This window comes from Halostagnicola kamekurae, from assembly GCF_900116205.1.
GTDB classification, from domain to species: Archaea; Halobacteriota; Halobacteria; order Halobacteriales; family Natrialbaceae; genus Halostagnicola; species Halostagnicola kamekurae.
Genome location: NZ_FOZS01000001.1, coordinates 1,225,865 through 1,243,569 on the forward strand (window position 1 = coordinate 1,225,865; position 17,705 = coordinate 1,243,569).

General features: G+C 54.6%; 18 protein-coding genes and 3 pseudogenes. 15 read left to right on the forward strand and 6 right to left on the reverse strand.

What is annotated here, in order from left to right; translation table 11 throughout:
- Positions 1 to 28 precede the first annotated feature (28 nt).
- The 3 genes from BM348_RS06230 to BM348_RS06245 form a co-directional block, all read right to left on the reverse strand.
- A complete protein-coding gene (locus tag BM348_RS06230) occupies positions 29 to 400 on the reverse strand; it encodes a metal-sulfur cluster assembly factor (protein WP_217641993.1) in 372 nt (123 codons plus the stop codon).
- Positions 397 to 1,473, reverse strand: coding sequence for an amidohydrolase family protein (locus BM348_RS06235; RefSeq protein ID WP_092902987.1), 1,077 nt, complete (start codon positions 1,471 to 1,473; stop codon positions 397 to 399). Before BM348_RS06235 ends, BM348_RS06230 begins: the two co-directional genes overlap by 4 nt.
- Positions 1,474 to 2,025: 552 nt before the next feature.
- Positions 2,026 to 2,286 (reverse strand): hypothetical protein, encoded by a 261-nt coding sequence (locus BM348_RS06245; protein ID WP_092902991.1) that lies wholly within the window; start codon positions 2,284 to 2,286, stop codon positions 2,026 to 2,028.
- Positions 2,287 to 2,566: 280 nt separating this feature from the next.
- On the opposite strand from BM348_RS06245, the gene BM348_RS06250 reads away from it, so the two are divergent.
- Positions 2,567 to 3,151, forward strand: coding sequence for a hypothetical protein (locus BM348_RS06250; protein ID WP_092902993.1), 585 nt, complete (start codon positions 2,567 to 2,569; stop codon positions 3,149 to 3,151).
- Between the two features lie 104 nt (positions 3,152 to 3,255).
- A complete protein-coding gene (locus BM348_RS06255; protein ID WP_245779402.1) occupies positions 3,256 to 3,753 on the forward strand; it encodes a hypothetical protein in 498 nt (165 codons plus the stop codon).
- A gap of 112 nt (positions 3,754 to 3,865) precedes the next feature.
- Here the strand turns inward: BM348_RS06255 and BM348_RS06260 are convergent, their stop codons facing one another.
- Positions 3,866 to 4,135: a hypothetical protein gene (locus BM348_RS06260; RefSeq protein WP_092902997.1), complete on the reverse strand. Its 270-nt coding sequence runs from the start codon at positions 4,133 to 4,135 to the stop codon at positions 3,866 to 3,868.
- Positions 4,136 to 4,237: 102 nt separating this feature from the next.
- Here BM348_RS06260 and BM348_RS06265 point away from each other — a divergent pair.
- A pseudogene (locus BM348_RS06265) lies at positions 4,238 to 4,981 on the forward strand (IS5 family transposase); the annotation flags it as partial.
- 408 nt (positions 4,982 to 5,389) lie between these two features.
- On the opposite strand, the gene BM348_RS06270 reads toward BM348_RS06265, so the two are convergent.
- Both BM348_RS06270 and BM348_RS20570 read right to left on the reverse strand, forming a co-directional pair.
- Positions 5,390 to 6,283, reverse strand: a complete 894-nt coding sequence (locus BM348_RS06270) for a DUF6159 family protein (protein WP_139231149.1) — start codon at positions 6,281 to 6,283, stop codon at positions 5,390 to 5,392.
- A 6-nt stretch (positions 6,284 to 6,289) separates the two neighbouring features.
- On the reverse strand, positions 6,290 to 7,030 hold the full coding sequence (locus tag BM348_RS20570; RefSeq protein WP_139231150.1) for a hypothetical protein: 741 nt from the start codon (positions 7,028 to 7,030) through the stop codon (positions 6,290 to 6,292).
- 160 nt (positions 7,031 to 7,190) lie between these two features.
- On the opposite strand from BM348_RS20570, the gene BM348_RS06280 reads away from it, so the two are divergent.
- The 12 genes and pseudogenes from BM348_RS06280 to BM348_RS21190 all read left to right on the forward strand — a co-directional run bounded on the left by BM348_RS06280 (position 7,191) and on the right by BM348_RS21190 (position 17,705).
- On the forward strand, positions 7,191 to 8,039 hold the full coding sequence (locus BM348_RS06280; protein ID WP_245779403.1) for a DUF6159 family protein: 849 nt from the start codon (positions 7,191 to 7,193) through the stop codon (positions 8,037 to 8,039).
- Positions 8,040 to 8,465: 426 nt separating this feature from the next.
- Entirely contained in the window at positions 8,466 to 9,419 is a 954-nt protein-coding gene (locus tag BM348_RS06285; protein WP_139231151.1) for a hypothetical protein, read from the forward strand.
- 175 nt (positions 9,420 to 9,594) lie between these two features.
- A pseudogene (locus BM348_RS22400) lies at positions 9,595 to 9,797 on the forward strand (hypothetical protein); the annotation flags it as partial.
- A gap of 131 nt (positions 9,798 to 9,928) precedes the next feature.
- Positions 9,929 to 10,740 (forward strand): annotated as a pseudogene (locus BM348_RS06295) (IS5 family transposase).
- Positions 10,741 to 10,833: 93 nt separating this feature from the next.
- Complete coding sequence (locus BM348_RS06300; RefSeq protein WP_092903007.1) at positions 10,834 to 11,592, forward strand: creatininase family protein; 759 nt, start codon at positions 10,834 to 10,836, stop codon at positions 11,590 to 11,592.
- 284 nt (positions 11,593 to 11,876) lie between these two features.
- Positions 11,877 to 12,080, forward strand: coding sequence for a helix-turn-helix transcriptional regulator (locus BM348_RS06305; protein ID WP_092903009.1), 204 nt, complete (start codon positions 11,877 to 11,879; stop codon positions 12,078 to 12,080).
- Positions 12,081 to 12,379: 299 nt separating this feature from the next.
- A complete protein-coding gene (locus tag BM348_RS06310) occupies positions 12,380 to 12,799 on the forward strand; it encodes a DUF2178 domain-containing protein (RefSeq protein WP_092903011.1) in 420 nt (139 codons plus the stop codon).
- A 3-nt stretch (positions 12,800 to 12,802) separates the two neighbouring features.
- Positions 12,803 to 13,003, forward strand: coding sequence for a helix-turn-helix transcriptional regulator (locus BM348_RS06315; RefSeq protein ID WP_092903013.1), 201 nt, complete (start codon positions 12,803 to 12,805; stop codon positions 13,001 to 13,003).
- A gap of 327 nt (positions 13,004 to 13,330) precedes the next feature.
- Positions 13,331 to 14,188: a DUF6159 family protein gene (locus tag BM348_RS06325; protein ID WP_092903018.1), complete on the forward strand. Its 858-nt coding sequence runs from the start codon at positions 13,331 to 13,333 to the stop codon at positions 14,186 to 14,188.
- A gap of 39 nt (positions 14,189 to 14,227) precedes the next feature.
- Complete coding sequence (locus BM348_RS06330) at positions 14,228 to 14,989, forward strand: ABC transporter ATP-binding protein (RefSeq protein ID WP_092903020.1); 762 nt, start codon at positions 14,228 to 14,230, stop codon at positions 14,987 to 14,989.
- A 94-nt stretch (positions 14,990 to 15,083) separates the two neighbouring features.
- Entirely contained in the window at positions 15,084 to 16,757 is a 1,674-nt protein-coding gene (locus tag BM348_RS06335; protein ID WP_245779404.1) for a hypothetical protein, read from the forward strand.
- 453 nt (positions 16,758 to 17,210) lie between these two features.
- Complete coding sequence (locus BM348_RS21190) at positions 17,211 to 17,705, forward strand: hypothetical protein (RefSeq protein ID WP_175507118.1); 495 nt, start codon at positions 17,211 to 17,213, stop codon at positions 17,703 to 17,705.

Genomic DNA, 17,705 nt, shown 5'->3' on the forward strand with positions numbered 1-17,705 from the left:
ATCCGATTAAAGTGACCTCTCGAGACGGCTAGTCGTCACTCTTCACTGCAAGCTGTTCCTTTCGATATCGCGCTTCCTGCTCGTCTAGCACCGCCTGTCGCTTCCGTTTCGCCGTTTCGGAGAGCATTTCCTCGGACCACTCGAACCCGCCGTCGGTCTCGAGTTCGACCGATTCGACCCCGGGAAGCCCACCGACCCGGCCCTCGACCTCCTCGAAAAAGTACGGGACCATGTGACAGGCCGGCGTCGTCAGCCGCATCGAAACCTGCACGCGACTCCCGGACACGTCGATGGACTTCACCAGTCCCATCTCGACGATATCGAGATTCGATCCGGTCGCGGCGCTGCACGGGTCGACGATCTCCCGAAGCGATTCCCGTACCGCACGAACCGTCGTCATGGCGACGCCACCTCGAATCCGGTGGTCGACCACGGCTCCTCGACCAACGCCGCGTCGCTGTACTCGTCGTCGGTCGTCCGCGCCTCGAGTTCGTCGAGATCGAACCCGTGCGCGTCAGCGAAGTTCTCGCCGAGGATCTTTCGTTTGTCCGCCTGCGTGATGGTGAAACTCCCGCTGAGGCTCTCCATCTCCGGGAAGTCGAATTCCCAGAATCGCTCGAGCAACAGCTGTGGATGAAAGTGCGGCGCGCCGGTTCCCCAGATGATCTTGTCGATCGCGCGTTTGCCGCCGGCGTAGAGGAGATCCTGCATCGTCTCCGCGAACGTCTTCGGCGTCGTCACCGCCTCCGCGAGGGTCAACTCGAGATTGACGTAGACGTTCGGGAACCGCGCGATCTGCCAGCCGGTCTCTCGAGCGAACGTCAGGCCGCCGTGGACGATTTCGAAGGTGAGATCGGGAAAGCTCGCTGCGGCCTCCTCGACGTCGCCGACCTCGTAGGAGTCCATCGGAACCGCGCCGAAGGGCATCGCCTTGTGGACGGCGACGACGTCGAGCCCGAGATCGGCGACGTGTTCCCACAGCGGAAACGCCACCTCCGGGTCGTCCATCGTGAACTTGTGGTGGGTCCCACTTTCCTCCCAGTAGGAGGGGTAGACTTTCACGCCGTGGGGGTCGAACGCTTCGACCTGTCGTGTCAGTTCGGCTTGTGGGTCGTCGAGTCCCACCGCGTCGATGCTTCCCAGGGCAGCGCCCCGCGTCGGGTTGCGCTCGACGAACGCTTGTGCTTTCTCGAGGGCCGTCAACCCGTCGTGAAAGACCGTAATCGATTGCGGATGAAACACCGAGAAATCCGTCTGGCTCTCCCGGAACAGCACGTCCTCGGTGTATTCGACCGGCCAATCGCTCAGAAACGTCTCCGGCGTCCGTTTGTATTGTTCGGGCATCGCGTCCTCGAGTCCGATCCCGATGTCTGCGACTTGCTCCGCATACCTCGGAACGCGGAAGTTCGATTCGGCCTGGTTGTACGCGTGGGAAACGGCGTCGACAACGAACACATCGTCAAGAGTCCCCATACAGTGGCAAGAGTGAGCATACAACATAAACTTCAGGACTGAGTGCTATCGCCAGTAGAAGATACCTCACGGATTCGACTGTGACCCGACCGACTCACTCTCGTCTTCGAAAGTACTGGCCACGAGCGATACCCCACGTCATCGAGGAGCAATCGAAACGTCCTCCGTTGCTGTCCATCAGGTGACTACCTATCGTCGTCTCGACGGCACCGAACTCGTTGTCGCAGACGAGGGCCCGAGAATCCCGGGTCGCAAGCGAGCAATACTCGACTCCGGAGCGGAAACGCAACTCGAACACGGAACCGGTATCGGACTCTGGTTTGTTAATTGGGCCGTCACGCAACTGGGCGGCGAACTCATGTCCAGTTGACAAGGACCCGACGGGAAGCGTTGTGACGATCCATCTGTACGGGCAGACCAACCGAACGCCTCGGATCGCGACCTCGGAGAACCGCAGGCCGCCGCATCTGATTCATACCCGACCGATAACGGGGAATGAGACTGGCGGTTTTCGGATAGTGTTAGTCTGATGTGGATGCCACGGTGGGTATACTAAAGGCTCGAGCCAGCGGGCTTTCCACCCTCCCGGCTCCGTGCGCCGGAAATGATCTTGTAGACGTGAATCGGGACGAGTAGGAGCCCCAACATCAGATAGTTGAGCGTGAAGAAGTTAATCACGGCCAGTTTTGTCCGGCCAACGTAGTAGTACGCGACCGGCGAAAGTATGATTCCGAGTACGATTGCGACTGGCAGAGACTTATCTGCAATCGCCAGATAGTGGCTTTCGTCGTCGGAGGTCGCATTCGTGGCCATTGGTATCAGCGGGAGGTTGATCGAAGCCGGTAGAGCGCGTATCCGATTACGGTTGCGGCGACGACGATGCTCGCGATTTTCGTCTTGGCTTTCTCCATACTCGGTCGAACGGAGGCTAATGAAATAGATCCGAAGCCGGGATCTCAGCCATGGAAACACCCACCCAGAAGAATACGATTCTGGAGGGATATTCCCCTCTGTATCGTGGTGAGAACGATGCTGTTTCGGGAACAGAGACATCGCCATCGAATTTTTCCTGCCATGTTCGTATTAGTCGTTTATGCCATGTGGAGAGTACGATATCGGCGGGCTCGATCTATCTGACGACCACTACACTGTCGAACAAAATCTGGTTCGAAACAAGTACCGTGCGTTCGACGACGATGGGAACACCGTTCTCAAGGGAAAGCAAAAGACGTTCGCGCTCAAAGACGAGTTCCCATTCGTCAATGCGGATGGAATGGAGGTCTTCACCGTCAAAGCACAACAGATTCGTGACTACGAGGGTGAGTACGTCCTCACGGACGCCCAGAGTGGGGACGACATCGTCGTCCTCAAGCACGAGTACTCAATACTCGAGCAGATAACGGGAGCGACTTGGAAAATCTGCGACGTGGACATCGACACCAAGCTGGCGGAGATCACGTCCCGAAAGTTCGTCGGGCTATTCCGGACTGGACTATTAGGTAATTTGATCCCACACCACTACGAGATCACTGATGCAACTGGCGACCACGTTGGAACGATATCGGGGCAGCTTTCGATGAAGGATCGTTACGACGTGGACATCGATGATGCAAGCTCGGTCCCTCGAGAGCCAGTCGTGGTTGCTGCAATGGTTATCGACGCTATCGAAGGGAACTAGAGTCAGTCTGTACAACGCTCTCTCGGTTGGGTATCGGCGTTTCTCACCGAGAGAACTGCCACGAACGTTTACTATTTTCGCTCCAGGATTTCAGATAGCTTTCCATGACTACGCAGAATCCGGGCGATGGGTCCCGATCGAGACGAACGTTTCTCGCTACAAGCGGTGCCACGGTGCTGGCTGCGACAGCGGGTTGCACGACTGTCGTGGACTTTATCGGGGATCAACTGCTCGAGGAGGTCAACGTGTTCAACGAAACGAATCGGAAAATCGCCGGTTCGATTACGATCGAGAGCCCTGCTGGTGAGACTGTACTCGATGGCACGTTCGATCTCATTTCCTCAGAGAATGATGACGGAACTAGCTCCGAGGACGATGGACAGTCGGTCGCAACGTACGACGATGTGTGGGATGGGGCGGGAGACTACGAGGCGACTGTCAGGGTAGACGGCACTGAGATTGACGGGCAAGCACAGGCCAGCGAGACGGTGACCATCGATGACCCCGACGAACTAATGCTCGCAGCTGCACTCGGTTCTGGAGAAGTCGACGAGCCGATCGGCTTTCGCGTCGGCGAGAGTCTTTCGGATTTTGGACGGTGAACGACCGGCTACCAGCAGCAACTTCAGTTCAGTTTTCTCGACCTGCGCATCGACGCGGCAAAAAAGAATTGAGGGAAACAGGGGAACGTGTACTCGTTCCGTAACTGGCTCGCTAGAATTCGCTCTCGCTTGCCACCGATATCGTATACTCAGTCTCGTTCAGATTCGTTACCGACAATTCATCGCTGGCAATTTCTATCGGGTCATCGGTTCCGGTATCTGCTGTTTTATTGCCAGACTCGAAGTCGATCTCGGAGTCATCCTCATCGACCGTGACCGAGGTTGCGTTGAGATCGATTTTCTGTACCGTATCGGCAGTGAGGACCTCTTCAACCAACACAACGGAACCTTCGTCGAGATCAACGTTTACGACCAGTTCCATCGATGTCGTCTCGCTTTCCGTAATCTACACTGACACATCATCTCGCTATTTTCCGGTGCCCGAACTCCGAGATATGCCGGTTTGTCTTCCTCAAAATGATCGTTGAATGCTGTTGGTGGTCGAGGCGAAGTCGCCGACTACGCCGTCGTATCGCTGCATTGTCTGCGGGTTTACTTGAGAAGTCCTACCGAGAAGCGTTAGATTTGCTGAACGAGAAGCCACATATTCTCGGGGAGATCGGCCGCTTCAAGGCCGAACTCCCCGACCACTCCACGCTAGTCAAGTGGTTTGACAGAATCAAGGCAGCACTCTGGCGAGTGCTGCTGTGCTTGTCGGCGCAGTTGCACGAACCGAGCGGTCACGCCGCCATCGACGCGACGTTCTTCGACCGCGAAAACGCGAGCAAACACTACTGCCGTCGAACGAATTACCGGGTTCAGACGCTCAAAGCAACAGCTCTCGTCGGTACAGAAACCCAAGCCATTCTGGACGTTCACTGTACGACAGAGAAACGCCACGACACACAGCTCGGCTGGCATGTCGCCCGCCGCAACGCGGGCGATCTCGGCAGCCTCGCTGCGGACAAAGGCTACGATTGGATGGAGTTACGCGACAAACTCCGTGAAGATGGCGTGAGACTGCTGATCAAGCATCGAGAGTTCCGGCCCATAGATCCGCGCGTTGTGCGCGTGATCGATGGGCCTCGCTACCACCAACGAGCGATGTGTGAGACCGTCTTCTCGACTATTAAGCGCACGCTCGGCAACGCCGTGCGTGCGCGATCCTGATACGGTGAATTTCATTCTGATGTGTATCATCCACAACATCAAGCAGTCTCTGAACCCGTCAAATCAAGCTACGTCTGGCGATTCACCACGGCCCTATATTGAAATGATATTCATTAACAGTAGTTGATAATGTGGTTTCTTTATTCAGAGTCAGCCATTAAATTCACGATAAGTACATGTCAAGTAGTTACTGGTGCAGCGGTGAATTAGCTGGTTCGTCTCTCGTGGCTTCTTCGGAGTTTTGGATACATCAAAAACCAGATGACTATCAGTAACACACAGTTGAATAGCCAGATAGGGTCAGTGAATAAATTACGAAGAAACACGGAGGGAGTGCGTTCGAACAAAACTGCTCCAAGAGCGCCGACAGCTATGAGGCCTGTTACATATGTAATAATAAAAATGAGTGAGTCGCGTCTAAATGATGGCTCCATATCGTCTCAAATAATTTCTGAAAAGTGCATGCCTACAGTTGATCAGATTTCAAATCCGTTTCGAAGTTCGAAGTCGGCGACTGATTGGTTTCCGTGACCAATTCGTCAGGATTTATCCCCGCAAATTCACCAGGCAACTCACCTTCGTTGGCGTGCAGATACAGGGCAGTCTTGACGATCCCGCCAACAGTTGATCCAAGGAGAAGCATCATAATCATCGTTATAGCTCCTATTGTCAGAACTAGCTGGCTGTTTCCAGTCGTAACCGAGACGCTCACCGCGACAAGTCCGCCGATCAGGACAATTACTCCCTGAACCATCCCGATTCCGGTTGCGCCGACCGCACTTTCGCCCCAGGCATCTTTGAAGGCCGCTCCACTTCGTGTAAGCATTCCTCTTATCGAGGGTTGTTCGAGGGCGATTACCGGGACGATGAAGAATGTCATTGCTGCCCATGCCATCGAAAAGAGCAGCGACGTGATTTGAATTCGACGGCCAACCAGTTGGAGAACGACGCCAATCGTTGCGGACACTACTGACCAGACAAAAATCGAACCGACTGATTCTTTCGCTAATATTAGACTTCGATATGTGTCCGGTTGTCTTCCAGCGAATGCGTCATGGCTTGCGTGAACTAACGCTGTCGAGAAGAATGTGGAGATGAACGTGAGGACGAGATAAAACATAAATAGTCCAGCTATCAACAGAGCGTTAACAAGCCGATCAGATTGATCTAGGTTGACAATCCCGTGCTCAACACCGAAACCAAGGCTCGCCACTAGGGCATAGAATAGTGCTGCTGTGGCAACGGCAACTGTGATGAGCATTAGTAATGGATACACGGCAAGTGTCGGATTATGTCGTGTAACCGAGAAGCTGCGGCGAGTGAGTGTAAAACCCGTTCGAACTCGGGAAAGAAGTCCCATTAGCGTTCACCCCGACTCCTCATGATCAGTGGCTGTAGTTGGCGCTGAACCAGCTACTTTTTGAAACCAGCCACCGGCTGGCCATACAAATGAGAACAGGACGAAAGTGAACACAACGAAACCGCCAAGAATAATCGCTGGGAGTGGGATTGTAAGCGTCGTTGCAAGGACAAGATACCCAAGTCCGATCATCGTACTCAGGAACTGCAACCGCGTGATTGGCTCTCCAACAGCATGTGGAGGCTGGTCATCAGCACCAGCAGATTGGCTGCCTGACTGGTCCTCAATGTCTTGCTGGGAATTGTTCTCTTCGTGATTATCAGGACCATTCCCTTCAAGGCGGCTACCCGGTGAGCCAGAGGATAAGTGAGGAGAGTGGTCGTAACCCAGAGGCGATCGTTCCTGGTGTGGTTGATCAGCTATAGATGTTTTAGCATCGGCCTGCTTCATGACTGCATCGTAATCCAGATGAGAACGGTAGACTGCACGTCGGTGAAATACGGCCATATCAATCAATCCCTGTGCCAGATTATCGTCAGCACGCACCTCCCCAAAAACCAGTTTGAGTTCCTTGTCACTATATCCAGCCTCTTGTAATCGCTGAAAATCAATTACACCCCGTGCGATGCGATCTCGAATTTGTTGGCGGTCGCGCGACCGTTTGGCGTCATCGTCGTATCCGTCGAATCCACGCTGGACCCGTTCGCGTTGTTTTTCAGTTAAGAGTGAAGCACCTGAGGTTGGCATCTGTATATCGATATAGTATTCTCCAACCCATAAAACTGCCGTCTACAGGAAATACAGGTTCCTGGTGTATGGATATAGTATGATCAAAGCCATTAATATCATCCGCTCGGAATGCTGTTGTACAATGGGAGTATTCAGTCGTCTCAAAATTGGGTTCGGCATGGCACGCCGGAGCGGCCGCGTGCTCAGATCCCATCCAAAACTATTGGTGTTCCCGCTCATCGGCGGACTCTCCGGTATCGCGTTCATCGCAACGCTATTCGGAAGTCTGTACCTCACGGAGTCCGTCCAGGAGCCCGGGATGATACTATACGGTGCATTGTTCGTCGCCTACTTCGTCGAAACGTTCGTCGCGTCGTTCTTCACGGCGGCGCTCGTCTCGGCGACGCGCACCGTCTTCCATGGTGAGGAGCCGTCGATCCGTAAGGCGCTAGGCACCGCGTGGCAGCGAAAACTTCCGCTGGTGATCTGGTCGCTCGTAGCCGCAACCGTCGGCGTTATCATCCGACTCATCCAGTCCGAAGAGGGAATCGGGGCCCAAATCGCCGCGGCCATCTTCGCGGCCGCGTGGAGCGTGATGACCTACTTCGTCGTCCCCGTCATCGTTTTCCGCGACCCCTCGGCCACGGAGATGCTGAAAGAGAGTGCAACCACGTTCAAAGACACGTGGGGGGAGTCAGTTGGCGCGATGGCAACGATCGATATCTTCTCGCTCCTTCTGGCACTCGTCGGCCTTGGGCTCGGCATCCTCACGTTCGTCCTGACCGGCGGCACGGGCATCCAGCTGCTGGCGACCGTGCTGATCGGTGGCTCTGCCTTTGTCTTCGGGCTTCTGATCGGGAAAGCTCTCAGCGGCGTCGCCAAGACCGCGCTGTACGTCTACGCGACCGAAAGCACCGCGCCGGAGTACTTCGACGACATGAATTTCAGTGAGATTGCCGGTGAGAACTCGGAATCCGCGCGGACTCTCGGGGATCGGTTGGGTGACTCGGGTGGCGGCCAGATCTGACTCAGGTTTGTTATGGTCCGTCGCCCTCCAATCGCAGTTGTCGTCCTAGCAGTCGCGGTGGTACTCGCTGGCTGTTCCGCCCCATCTGGGCCGTCAACCCCGACTGGCGACCCGACTACTGACGATCCCAGCACGGAATCGTCGACGCCAGCAGGAAAAACGCCCCACGACGATGGAATTGGCGAGAGCAGACAGGTGACCGTCAACGGGTCTCTATCCGTCGACGCTACGCAGATCTACCAGCGTGTCGAGCGACTGATGGACACGAATGCGTCGGCACCCGACGTTAGGGTTGAGCGCATGAACCGATCGAGTTCGGTTGGCCTATCGCCGTCGCCAGTCCGGCAGGCACTCGGGTTCGCTAACACGACGCGGTCGGTCCAGGCGTGTGGCGCCATTACCAGCGCCTATGCCACCGATGGAGCGGTGACAATCTCGCCAGTCAATCCGGTGACGGGCGAGAATCTCTCGGCGTCGACGGTCGAACTCGTTCTGGCCCACGAGTACGCTCACACCCTCCAGAACCGTGTCGAGGGATTCCAGAACGCGACGGCCGTCGACAACCTGCACATCAGCCAGGCAATGAGCGAGGGGAGCGCCGTGTTTGTCGCCGACACCTATGCCCAGCGTCACGACGTGCGTTGGAGCGGCAATCGACCGGTTGAGTTTCGCAAGTGCGTCTACGAGCAGACGCGGGGGATGCGAAAGCTCGTCAACGGCGACTACTACTACGGCGGACAATACTTCGGTCAGCGAATCGACGGGCCGTCGGCGCTCTCCATGGCCTTGAAGACAGCACCGAACACGACCGAACAACTCGTCCACGGCATGACGCCGGCGGCCGAACCGGTCGCGCCGTTGTCGGTGACTGTCGACGAGTCGAAGGCCTTCAACCACCGGGAGTCGCCCGCGTTGGTCGGCTTTCCGACCGGGGAATTGTCGCTTCGGACCTGGCTGGCCGAGGGGCTGTCCCCTGGGCGCGTCGACGCCGCCGCGACTGGGTGGGGCAATGCTCGCGTCGCCACGTTCGAGGGCGGAACCGGGAACGTCTCGCTCGCGTGGACAGTGCGCTGGGACGCGCCGGGCGAGGCCGACGAATTTGACGCAGCCCTTTCGGATCTGGAGCCGACGCTGGAGAACCGAACCGGTACGCACCTTCGACATGCTCGCGTGGCTCCGGAGACTGTCGTCGTGTTCGGCGGCAACCAGTCGTTCGTCGCCGGCGCAACTGCCATGGGAACGAACGGGAACGTTACGGTCACGGTTCCAGGTCTCGAACCCGACGACGGGACTAACGTGCCTCCAGACGGTGACGATGCGAGAGCCCCGTCAGTCGGTGGTAGGGAGACAACCACGCCGTCAGCTGATGCCGACGAGTAGTGTGTCGGTGCCGTCCCGCCCATCAGATTCTTTTCGAGCGTCCGTCAGCGCGTGTTATACAACGACAGTAAACCAATCGTCTCGCCAGCTCAGGAGAGCGACCGTGACGGGTGGTCGTCGGTCGGCAGCGGCGGATGCGTAACCGCCGCTTTCAGATCCCCTCCGGCATAGACGAGTCCGTCACTACGATGTTCATTTCACGTTTGACGGCGACGAGCTCTTTGAGGCCGAAGAATGCCGGCGGATTGCGCTCACGGACCAACTCGTGGATCAGTACGCGACTGAGCCGGGTTCGGGATTACCGCCCTCCGCGACGCGGTCGAGGCGAAGGACGATATCGACGACGAAATCGTGTCGGTCGCGTGGAGTGGGTCGTGTTAAGTTAAGCGCTGATCATGGTGCACTACGGCGATTAGTGAGTTCGGACTCTCATCGATCGGAGTCCCCGTCGATCCACTGAACTGCCGCGACTCAGCAACTTGAACGGACAGTGCTCGACTCCGACACAGATAGACACAAAAACAGCCAATTCGAATTCTCCCGTCAGTCACCCTCAGTCTGGCGATCCTGCACCAGCGGTCAAGAAAGGTGATGGTGGCTACGCTGACTGGGTAATCGTTGTGATCCATGGACTCCGCGAATACCCTGACCCTCCATATCGACGGCTCCTCGACGTTCTCCACGAGATGCATGGGGTCGTAGAGAAACTGAATCTTGAACCGAGCGAATTACCGGACTTCACGACCGTCTGCACACGGAAACAGCAGCTCAAGATGGCGGTCTGGCGAACTTTCCTGCGACTCTCTGCTGATCTTCATGATGCCGAAAACGTGTAGGCTATCGGTGCTACTGGCTTCGACCACCACTCGGTTAGCCGTCACTACGCAAACCGGACAGACTACACCTTGAGATCGGTCAAGACGACAGCGTTGGTAGACTGCGAAACCAGTATTGTCTTGGATATACACTGTTCAATGAAGCAGCGGCATGATACCCACGTCGGGCGACAGGTATTCACACGAAACTCGACCAACTACAGACCATTACCGGTGACAAAGGGTATGACTGGGTCGATCTGCGAGAAGAACTCCGGGAGATTGACGTTCGGCCATTAATCAAACATCGAGAGTTCTTCCCGCTAGATATGGCGCACAACGCCCGCCAAAATGGCGATACCTATCACCAACGGTCAAACATTGAGGCAGTATTTTTTGCACTCAAGCAGCGATTCGGCGACACGCTCCGAGCACGGACGTGGTTCGGGCAATTCCGTGATCTCGTACTGAAAGCGGCTGTGAGAAATGTCGAACTTGCTTCTTGAGTTCGGTTGGTATAGAGGCTGTAGGTAGTTCCCGTGTGGTCTGATAGCACATATTCACAACGTTCTTTGTTCCGACAAGATAGTTGCTAACACATGCCTTCTGGTGAAGCAGTATGCCTTGAGGAGATGGTATGGCCGGAGGTCAAATCTGCCATCGAAAACGGAACACGGACAGCAATCGTGGCCGTCGGGTCGATTGAACAGCATGGTCCACATTTGCCGTTGAATATGGATACGCTGGACGGGGACGAGCTTGCACGCCGCATTGCGACAGAGCTGGGCGATGCCGTCGCCGCCCCTACAATTCGCCCCGGATGTTCAGGCCATCACATGGAGTTCCCCGGCACGATCACTGTTCCACCCGAGACGCTGATGGACGTGATCCGGTCGTATTGCCGTTCCCTTGACAAACATGACTTCAAGCATATCGTCTTGGTCCCGACCCACGGTGGGAACTTCGGGCCGGTCAAGACTGTGGTTCCTGACATCGCCCGTGAACTCGACGCCACGGTGATTGCACTTGCCAATCTTGACGAACATATGCAATTACTGAACGAGGGGCTTAGCGAAGCGGGCATTGAGTACAATCAGGATGTAATCCACGCCGGAGCTGCCGAGACGGCAATGGTATTAGCCATCGACGAAGGCCTCGTCAGGACGGAAAACATTGAGTCCGGCCCCGAAGGAGAGATCTCGGCAGCTAGGCTACTGAGCGAGGGATTCAAGACGATTACCGAAAACGGTGTTCTTGGCGATCCGACGAAGGCAACTACCGATGCAGGAGAAGTCATCATCCAGAACGTCGTAGAGACGTATGTCGAGCATATCAAAATCGAACGCGATGCAGTCTAATTGGGCGACCTCTTGACCGCTACGTAGATCTGCTGAATGCTGGGTTCGGAACATTGCCAACGCAAACAATTTGGTGGCTTACTTCGTCTAAACAAGGCCACGCATTCTGGTTAATGGTACTTATACTGTCACTGTATGCCGCGTTCGCCATGTTCCTCCCCGAAGTCATCACCGATTAAATTACACAATGGGGAGGACTCGAGCTTGCGTGGCCAGTTACCCTCATCTGCGGTTTTGTAGTTTATCTCGTATTATTAGCGTACTATCACTTCTATGGGTTGTAGATGTCAGTCAAAAATGAACTGAAGGTCTACCGTGCGAAGCACGATCTCACGCAAGAGGAGCTAGCAATTGAGATGGGTGTTTCCTGTCAGACAATTAACTCTATTGGGACAGGTAAGTATAATCCGAGTTTAGAATTGGCTCTGAAACTCGCTGATCACTTTGGTGTTTCAATTGAAGAAATATTTTGGCTGACCGACCGTTGAGAACGCGTAGCTGTAGGGCGGCTGATTTGATGTCCCCTCTGAATGTTGTCGCTCAAATAGATTTCAACAGAGCCAAAGGGACGGAATCAGCCTGATACTGCTTTCATGTAAGCTACCCACTCTTCTTTGGTTTATAATATGAACTAGTTTTAAAATTGAGTGTTCGATCATAAAGTGTTTTGACGGCCGATCAGCCGCACAAACCGCCGATTTGCTCCAGAGATAGTCTCACAAGGGAATGATCGCCAGTTTTAATACTTAGTGTAAAACATACTTTACCACCTGGCGAGAGTTACGCTATGACGGCCACCAACACAAACTCAAAACTCACTCGCCAACGGTATCGGGGGCTCGTATACGGAATTGGCGGGGTAGCGATCCTCGGCTTACTCGCCGGGATTGTACTCAATCAACACTTTGCTGGGGCTCTCGTTTACATGCTTGGGGCATGGGCTGCCGGCGGAATTGCCGTTCTTGCACCAATGTGGAGTGAGGCGACACTCCAAGATGAGCGGGACTGGGAGTTACACAACCGTGCCAGTGGTATCTTGATTGGAATCACGATGGTTCTTGGACTAAGTATTCTACCAGCCCTATATGTCCTCGAAGCTGGGAATCATCTAGAAATCACTGGTGTCGTCTCAGGTGTGATCCTCACATTCTCCGCGCTCTTCCTGTCGTACGGTGTGTGCTTCGGAATTGCTAAACGGCGTATCTAACCTATGCAGAACAACCTTACCAACCGGCGCGAGGATGAAGGGCTCAGCCAAGGCGAACTCGCCGAAGCTGTCGATGTCACCCGTCAGACGATCAATGCGATCGAGCGAAACCGATACGACCCGTCACTGGAACTCGCATTCAAGTTGGCTGGCCACTTCGACTGCAGTATTGAAGACATATTCGAACCAGAGTCGGACCATTAAACCACAGGACTCGAAAGAGAGTAATGGGCATGAACAGCGGGGAAATGGCTTCATCGACAGTTTTAACACAGGATATAAAAGGGATGTATACACCCAGATGCCTGATTCCCCGGATGTCCGATATGCCCAATAAATCCGCTATAGTGTCAATAGAGACGTTACAACCAATGATCCTCCACAACTCTGTTGAGAGTGAAATAGTTATGATGACGACCACAACCACTGCCGACGAACTCACGAATCAGGACAGTGAGGAGTATCCTACTAACTACCTGTCGGTAACAACTCACTATGGGATTGTTTAGTCGCCTCAAAACCGGATTCGGTATGGTACGCCGAAGTAGCCACGCACTCAGAGTTCATCCAAAACTGTTGATATTCCCGCTCGTCGGCGGACTCTCGGGGATCGCGTTCCTCGTAACGCTGTTCGGGAGTCTGTACGTTACGGACTCGTTCTTCCAGGAACCCGGAGTGGTAGTGTACGGTGCGTTGTTCGTTGCCTATCTCGTGGAAACGTTCATCGCGTCGTTTTTCACCGCGGCATTGGTCGCCGCGACACGAACTGTCTTCGAGGGCGAGGAACCATCAATTCGCAGAGCGCTTGCCGTCGCGTGGCAACGAAAACTGCCACTCATAATCTGGTCGCTCATCGCCGCGATCATCGGCGTCTTCATCCGAATGATCGAATCGGAAGGAAATCTTGTTGCGCAAATCATTGCAGGCGTTTTCGCCGTGGCGTGGAGCGTGATGACCTACTTCGTCGTTCCAGTGATCGTCTTCCGCAATCCCTCGCTTCGGGGAATGCTCTCAGAGAGTGCAAGCACGTTCAAAGATACATGGGGCGAGTCGCTCGGAGCAATGGACACGATCGACATGTTCTCGTTCCTCTTGGCACTTCTCGGCCTTGTTCTCGGCGTCCTCACATTTGTCGTGCCTGCTGGCATGGGAGCAATCCAACTGCCAGCAACTGTTCTGATCGGTGGCACCGCGTTCATCTTCGGCCTGTTGATCGGCAAAGCACTCAGCGGTGTCGCAAAAACAGCACTGGATGTCTATGCGACCGAGAGTACGGCACCAGAGTTCTTCGACGATATGGACTTCAGTGGTGTTAGCGGTGACAAACCACCGTCCACGGGAGGCTTCGGCAACCGTTTCGGAGGTTCCGGTGGTGGCAGTCAGATCTAATAACCACGATACTCCTCAAGCATTCAAAAATAACAACCAATGGTTGGAATTGAAACGAATGAGTTGACGAAACGGTATAGTGAGACACTCGCAGTCGATCGCTTAGACCTCTCGATTCCAGAGGGCATCGTCTACGGGTTTCTTGGGCCGAACGGCGCAGGAAAAACGACGACAATGCGACTGCTCACCGGTCTCACTCAACCAACGAGTGGTACCGGATCTGTCACTGACGTTCCGATCACAGATCGGGACGGACTGAGATCTCACATCGGATACCTCCCTGAGGAACCACCACTATACGAACATGCCACCGCATACGAACAACTCGAATACGTCGCTGGACTCCGTGATTTACCCGCAGAGACGACCCGAGAGCGCATCGATACATTACTTGATGAGCTCGATCTCACGGCTGATGCCGGGACACGAATCGCGGATTACTCGAAAGGGATGCGGCAGAAAACCGCGTATATCCAGGCCGTCCTTCACGAACCAGATGTCGTTTTCTTAGACGAACCGACGTCCGGACTGGATCCACGCGCGGCTCGCACGATTCGAGAACTGATTACGGATCTCGCTGATTCGGGAACGACTGTGTTTCTCTCAACGCACATTCTCCCTGTCGTTGAAGAAGTCGCAGATACAGTCGGCATCCTCTACGACGGACAACTCGTTGCTGAAGACGCTCCAGAGACACTCACACAACGCGCAGAAACCGGCGAGACACAAACACTTGAAGACGTGTTTTTGGAACTGACGAGTACTGATCCCGCCGCCGATGAGAGGGCAACCGATGGCTGAATCAAACTGGCCACGACATGCGCTGCGTATCGGCGTGTTCGAATTCCGCCGGTCTGTACGCGCACTGTGGCATGATAAAGTTCGGTTTGCGTTGATGGCACTCGGAACGATAGTTCCGTCACTCATCACGCTGGCAGTTGTCTACCTGTTCGCCGATGCGATACGCGAGATCAGTGGGGTTGCCGTTCCAGATATGGCTCGCGGTATGATCGCGCTGTTCTGGTTGTTCGGTGTCTATCTCATCGCTCAGCGTGTCGTTTCAGCACGACCACGCATTGACGCGGAACCGCTGATGCTGACGACAGTCTCAGCACGAACTGCTGCCTTCGGATTGCTCATCGCAGAGATGCTGCGACTTCTCGCCCACACTGCCATTTCCATCCTTGTACTCACTGGCGTGAGTGTGGCTCTACTGGGATCTCCCGTAAGTGTCCTTCTGCTCCCGGTCGTGGCTGTTCTCTTCGCTGCGACCGTTGTCGTCACAGGGTCGTTGGTGGGATACGCGATTGCGTTGCTCGTTGCGACGTCGCCGTTCGTCGCCCGGCATAAAACGATACTTGGAACGGCCGCGACACTGCTTGCAATGGGCGGGTACTTCCTCTTTCTCTACCCACAGGTTGGTGGTCTGAGCCAAGCCGCGCTCGCGTGGTTCCCACTCGGATGGCTCGCTGATCTTGCGGTCGTGGGAACGCCGTTTGTCGGCTCGACTATTCGAGCCGTCGGTGTCCTCGCCGGAAGCGCAGCACTACTTGTCAGTGGTGGCCTTCTCATCGAACGCGCAACGGTCGCGTTCTGGTTTATTGAACCGGTGGATCCGCAGACAGCAGGTGACCAACCCCTCCCTGACCAGACTACTGGGAACAAAACCACCCGGCCACGAACCCGTGATACACTTGCAGATGCTGTCGCGCCGCTCACTATTCCGCAATTTGTTTCGACACCAGTTCGCCGCGTCGCAGAATGGGCGATCATGCGGACGCGCCGTGACCCGAACCGGTTGATGTTTCTCTTTATCCCCGTATTCGCAATCGGAAGTCCGCTTGTCAATACAGCCGTACAATCCGGCTCAATTGGCACGATAGCTGCCCCGCTGAGCGCTGTTGCCCTCCCTTGGATTGCTGGTTCGCTCTTTGCAATGAACCCGCTTGGTGACGAGGGGTCCGTCCTCCCGGTAACACTCACAGCTGTGTCAGGGACACAGTACGTCCGTGGCCTCATCATACCCGGATTGGTGTTCAGTCTCCCAATTATTCTGCTCGTGACTGGTCTTGCAGGAGTTCTTTCACCCTATACGATTGGTGAACAGTTCGGATTAGTCGTCCTGAGCGTCTACCTCACGTGTATTGCCACCACGGTTGCCCCGGCAATCGGCATGGTATTTCCTCGGTTCAGCGCGATTCGTGTCGGCCAAAGTCAAGATGTACTGCCACCACGAATGACTGCAGTTGCCGTCCATGCACTCCTCACTGCCCTTCCTGGTGCGTTACTAGCTGCGCTCGTTGTTGCACCACGCACCGCCCGAGCGGTCCTTGCCGGCGTCTTCGGCCTTGTTCCTACTGTTCTCTTTGAACTCCTCAGCGGTTCTGCTGACGGACTACTAGCAACGGCCGCTGAAACATTCCGGACGATTGGAGAGCGTATTCAGGCAGTTGATCCCGGCCAACTGCAACTCGCCGGTGGGGGATTCCTACTTCTCGGTGGAGTCCTCTGCTCCTATCTCTTGTACCAGACCGCTGTCCGCCGCTTCAATCAGTATGTTCCTGAGTGAAAGATAGGGTCCCGAAGACAACTTCGTGGCCAAGCGAACGGCCGAACCAGCCGATGAATAACGACTCTAATACACGCTCTTGTGAAGCAGATTATTGGTGAACACCCCGTCGCCGGAAAGTAGCCATCGGATTCGCCACTCAGCTGCTCACACTGCCATTTTGAAAAACTGCTTCTGGCAGCTAACGAGAACAAAATCGCCAGATAGTCTCCAGAAATAACATTCTTTCGAGTGAATTTATAATCTATTAACTATATATTATTGAAATAAGCAATTAGTGACAGATAATCACAACAGGTCCTACAGAAGCATGCTGATTCACTGAGTCAGCGAATGCGGATAAATTTCTATCCAGTTACCTACGTAGATACATATCCGACAACCAGTCGTTCAGGGTACGTCTCAAAGAAGACCTGACGAGTGATTTCTCGGTCAGTATTGTTTCTGTGGTTCTTGTCTACCGACGGACAGAATGACTACTTGAATGCGGACTTCTCGCTGAACGACGCGTCCCACAACCTGATGAAAATCACTATAGTCTATACGAAGCATGATTGGATGAACTTACCGTTACTCACTGCTGAGGGATTTGAGATAACGGTCTCAGAGAAGGCAACTGGCGACCTCACTAATCACTTTACTGATATGTGGGGAGGGATTATGATGTTCGTGATCCAGACGGCCGAAACACAGCCGTCGTCCGATTATTTGCTACTGCTCTCTGCATCCCTTATCGCTCTCGGATTGACGCTGTTCATTGTCTTCCACGCCTATCAGGGATACCAGCGGAACAGCAGCATCCGGATATTGTCCCTCACCTGTGGTCTCGGTTTCATCACTGTCGTCCCTATAACACTCTCAATCAGGGTTAACTCATTTGGCCAGATGATCGATCTTAACAGAACTGAAAACTATAAAACCGACAAAGATTGCAAGGATAGGGAGTAG

Bases quoted from the DNA above. Each gene is read 5' to 3' on its own strand.
- BM348_RS06230 (WP_217641993.1), bottom strand. From the start codon at position 400: ATGACGACGGTTCGTGCGGTACGGGAATCGCTTCGGGAGATCGTCGAC.
- BM348_RS06235 (WP_092902987.1), bottom strand. From the start codon at position 1,473: ATGGGGACTCTTGACGATGTGTTCGTTGTCGACGCCGTTTCCCACGCG.
- BM348_RS06245 (WP_092902991.1), bottom strand. From the start codon at position 2,286: ATGGCCACGAATGCGACCTCCGACGACGAAAGCCACTATCTGGCGATT.
- BM348_RS06250 (WP_092902993.1), top strand. From the start codon at position 2,567: ATGCCATGTGGAGAGTACGATATCGGCGGGCTCGATCTATCTGACGAC.
- BM348_RS06255 (WP_245779402.1), top strand. From the start codon at position 3,256: ATGACTACGCAGAATCCGGGCGATGGGTCCCGATCGAGACGAACGTTT.
- BM348_RS06260 (WP_092902997.1), bottom strand. From the start codon at position 4,135: ATGGAACTGGTCGTAAACGTTGATCTCGACGAAGGTTCCGTTGTGTTG.
- BM348_RS06270 (WP_139231149.1), bottom strand. From the start codon at position 6,283: ATGGGACTTCTTTCCCGAGTTCGAACGGGTTTTACACTCACTCGCCGC.
- BM348_RS20570 (WP_139231150.1), bottom strand. From the start codon at position 7,030: ATGCCAACCTCAGGTGCTTCACTCTTAACTGAAAAACAACGCGAACGG.
- BM348_RS06280 (WP_245779403.1), top strand. From the start codon at position 7,191: ATGGCACGCCGGAGCGGCCGCGTGCTCAGATCCCATCCAAAACTATTG.
- BM348_RS06300 (WP_092903007.1), top strand. From the start codon at position 10,834: ATGCCTTCTGGTGAAGCAGTATGCCTTGAGGAGATGGTATGGCCGGAG.
- BM348_RS06305 (WP_092903009.1), top strand. From the start codon at position 11,877: ATGTCAGTCAAAAATGAACTGAAGGTCTACCGTGCGAAGCACGATCTC.
- BM348_RS06310 (WP_092903011.1), top strand. From the start codon at position 12,380: ATGACGGCCACCAACACAAACTCAAAACTCACTCGCCAACGGTATCGG.
- BM348_RS06315 (WP_092903013.1), top strand. From the start codon at position 12,803: ATGCAGAACAACCTTACCAACCGGCGCGAGGATGAAGGGCTCAGCCAA.
- BM348_RS06325 (WP_092903018.1), top strand. From the start codon at position 13,331: ATGGTACGCCGAAGTAGCCACGCACTCAGAGTTCATCCAAAACTGTTG.
- BM348_RS06330 (WP_092903020.1), top strand. From the start codon at position 14,228: ATGGTTGGAATTGAAACGAATGAGTTGACGAAACGGTATAGTGAGACA.
- BM348_RS06335 (WP_245779404.1), top strand. From the start codon at position 15,084: ATGGCACTCGGAACGATAGTTCCGTCACTCATCACGCTGGCAGTTGTC.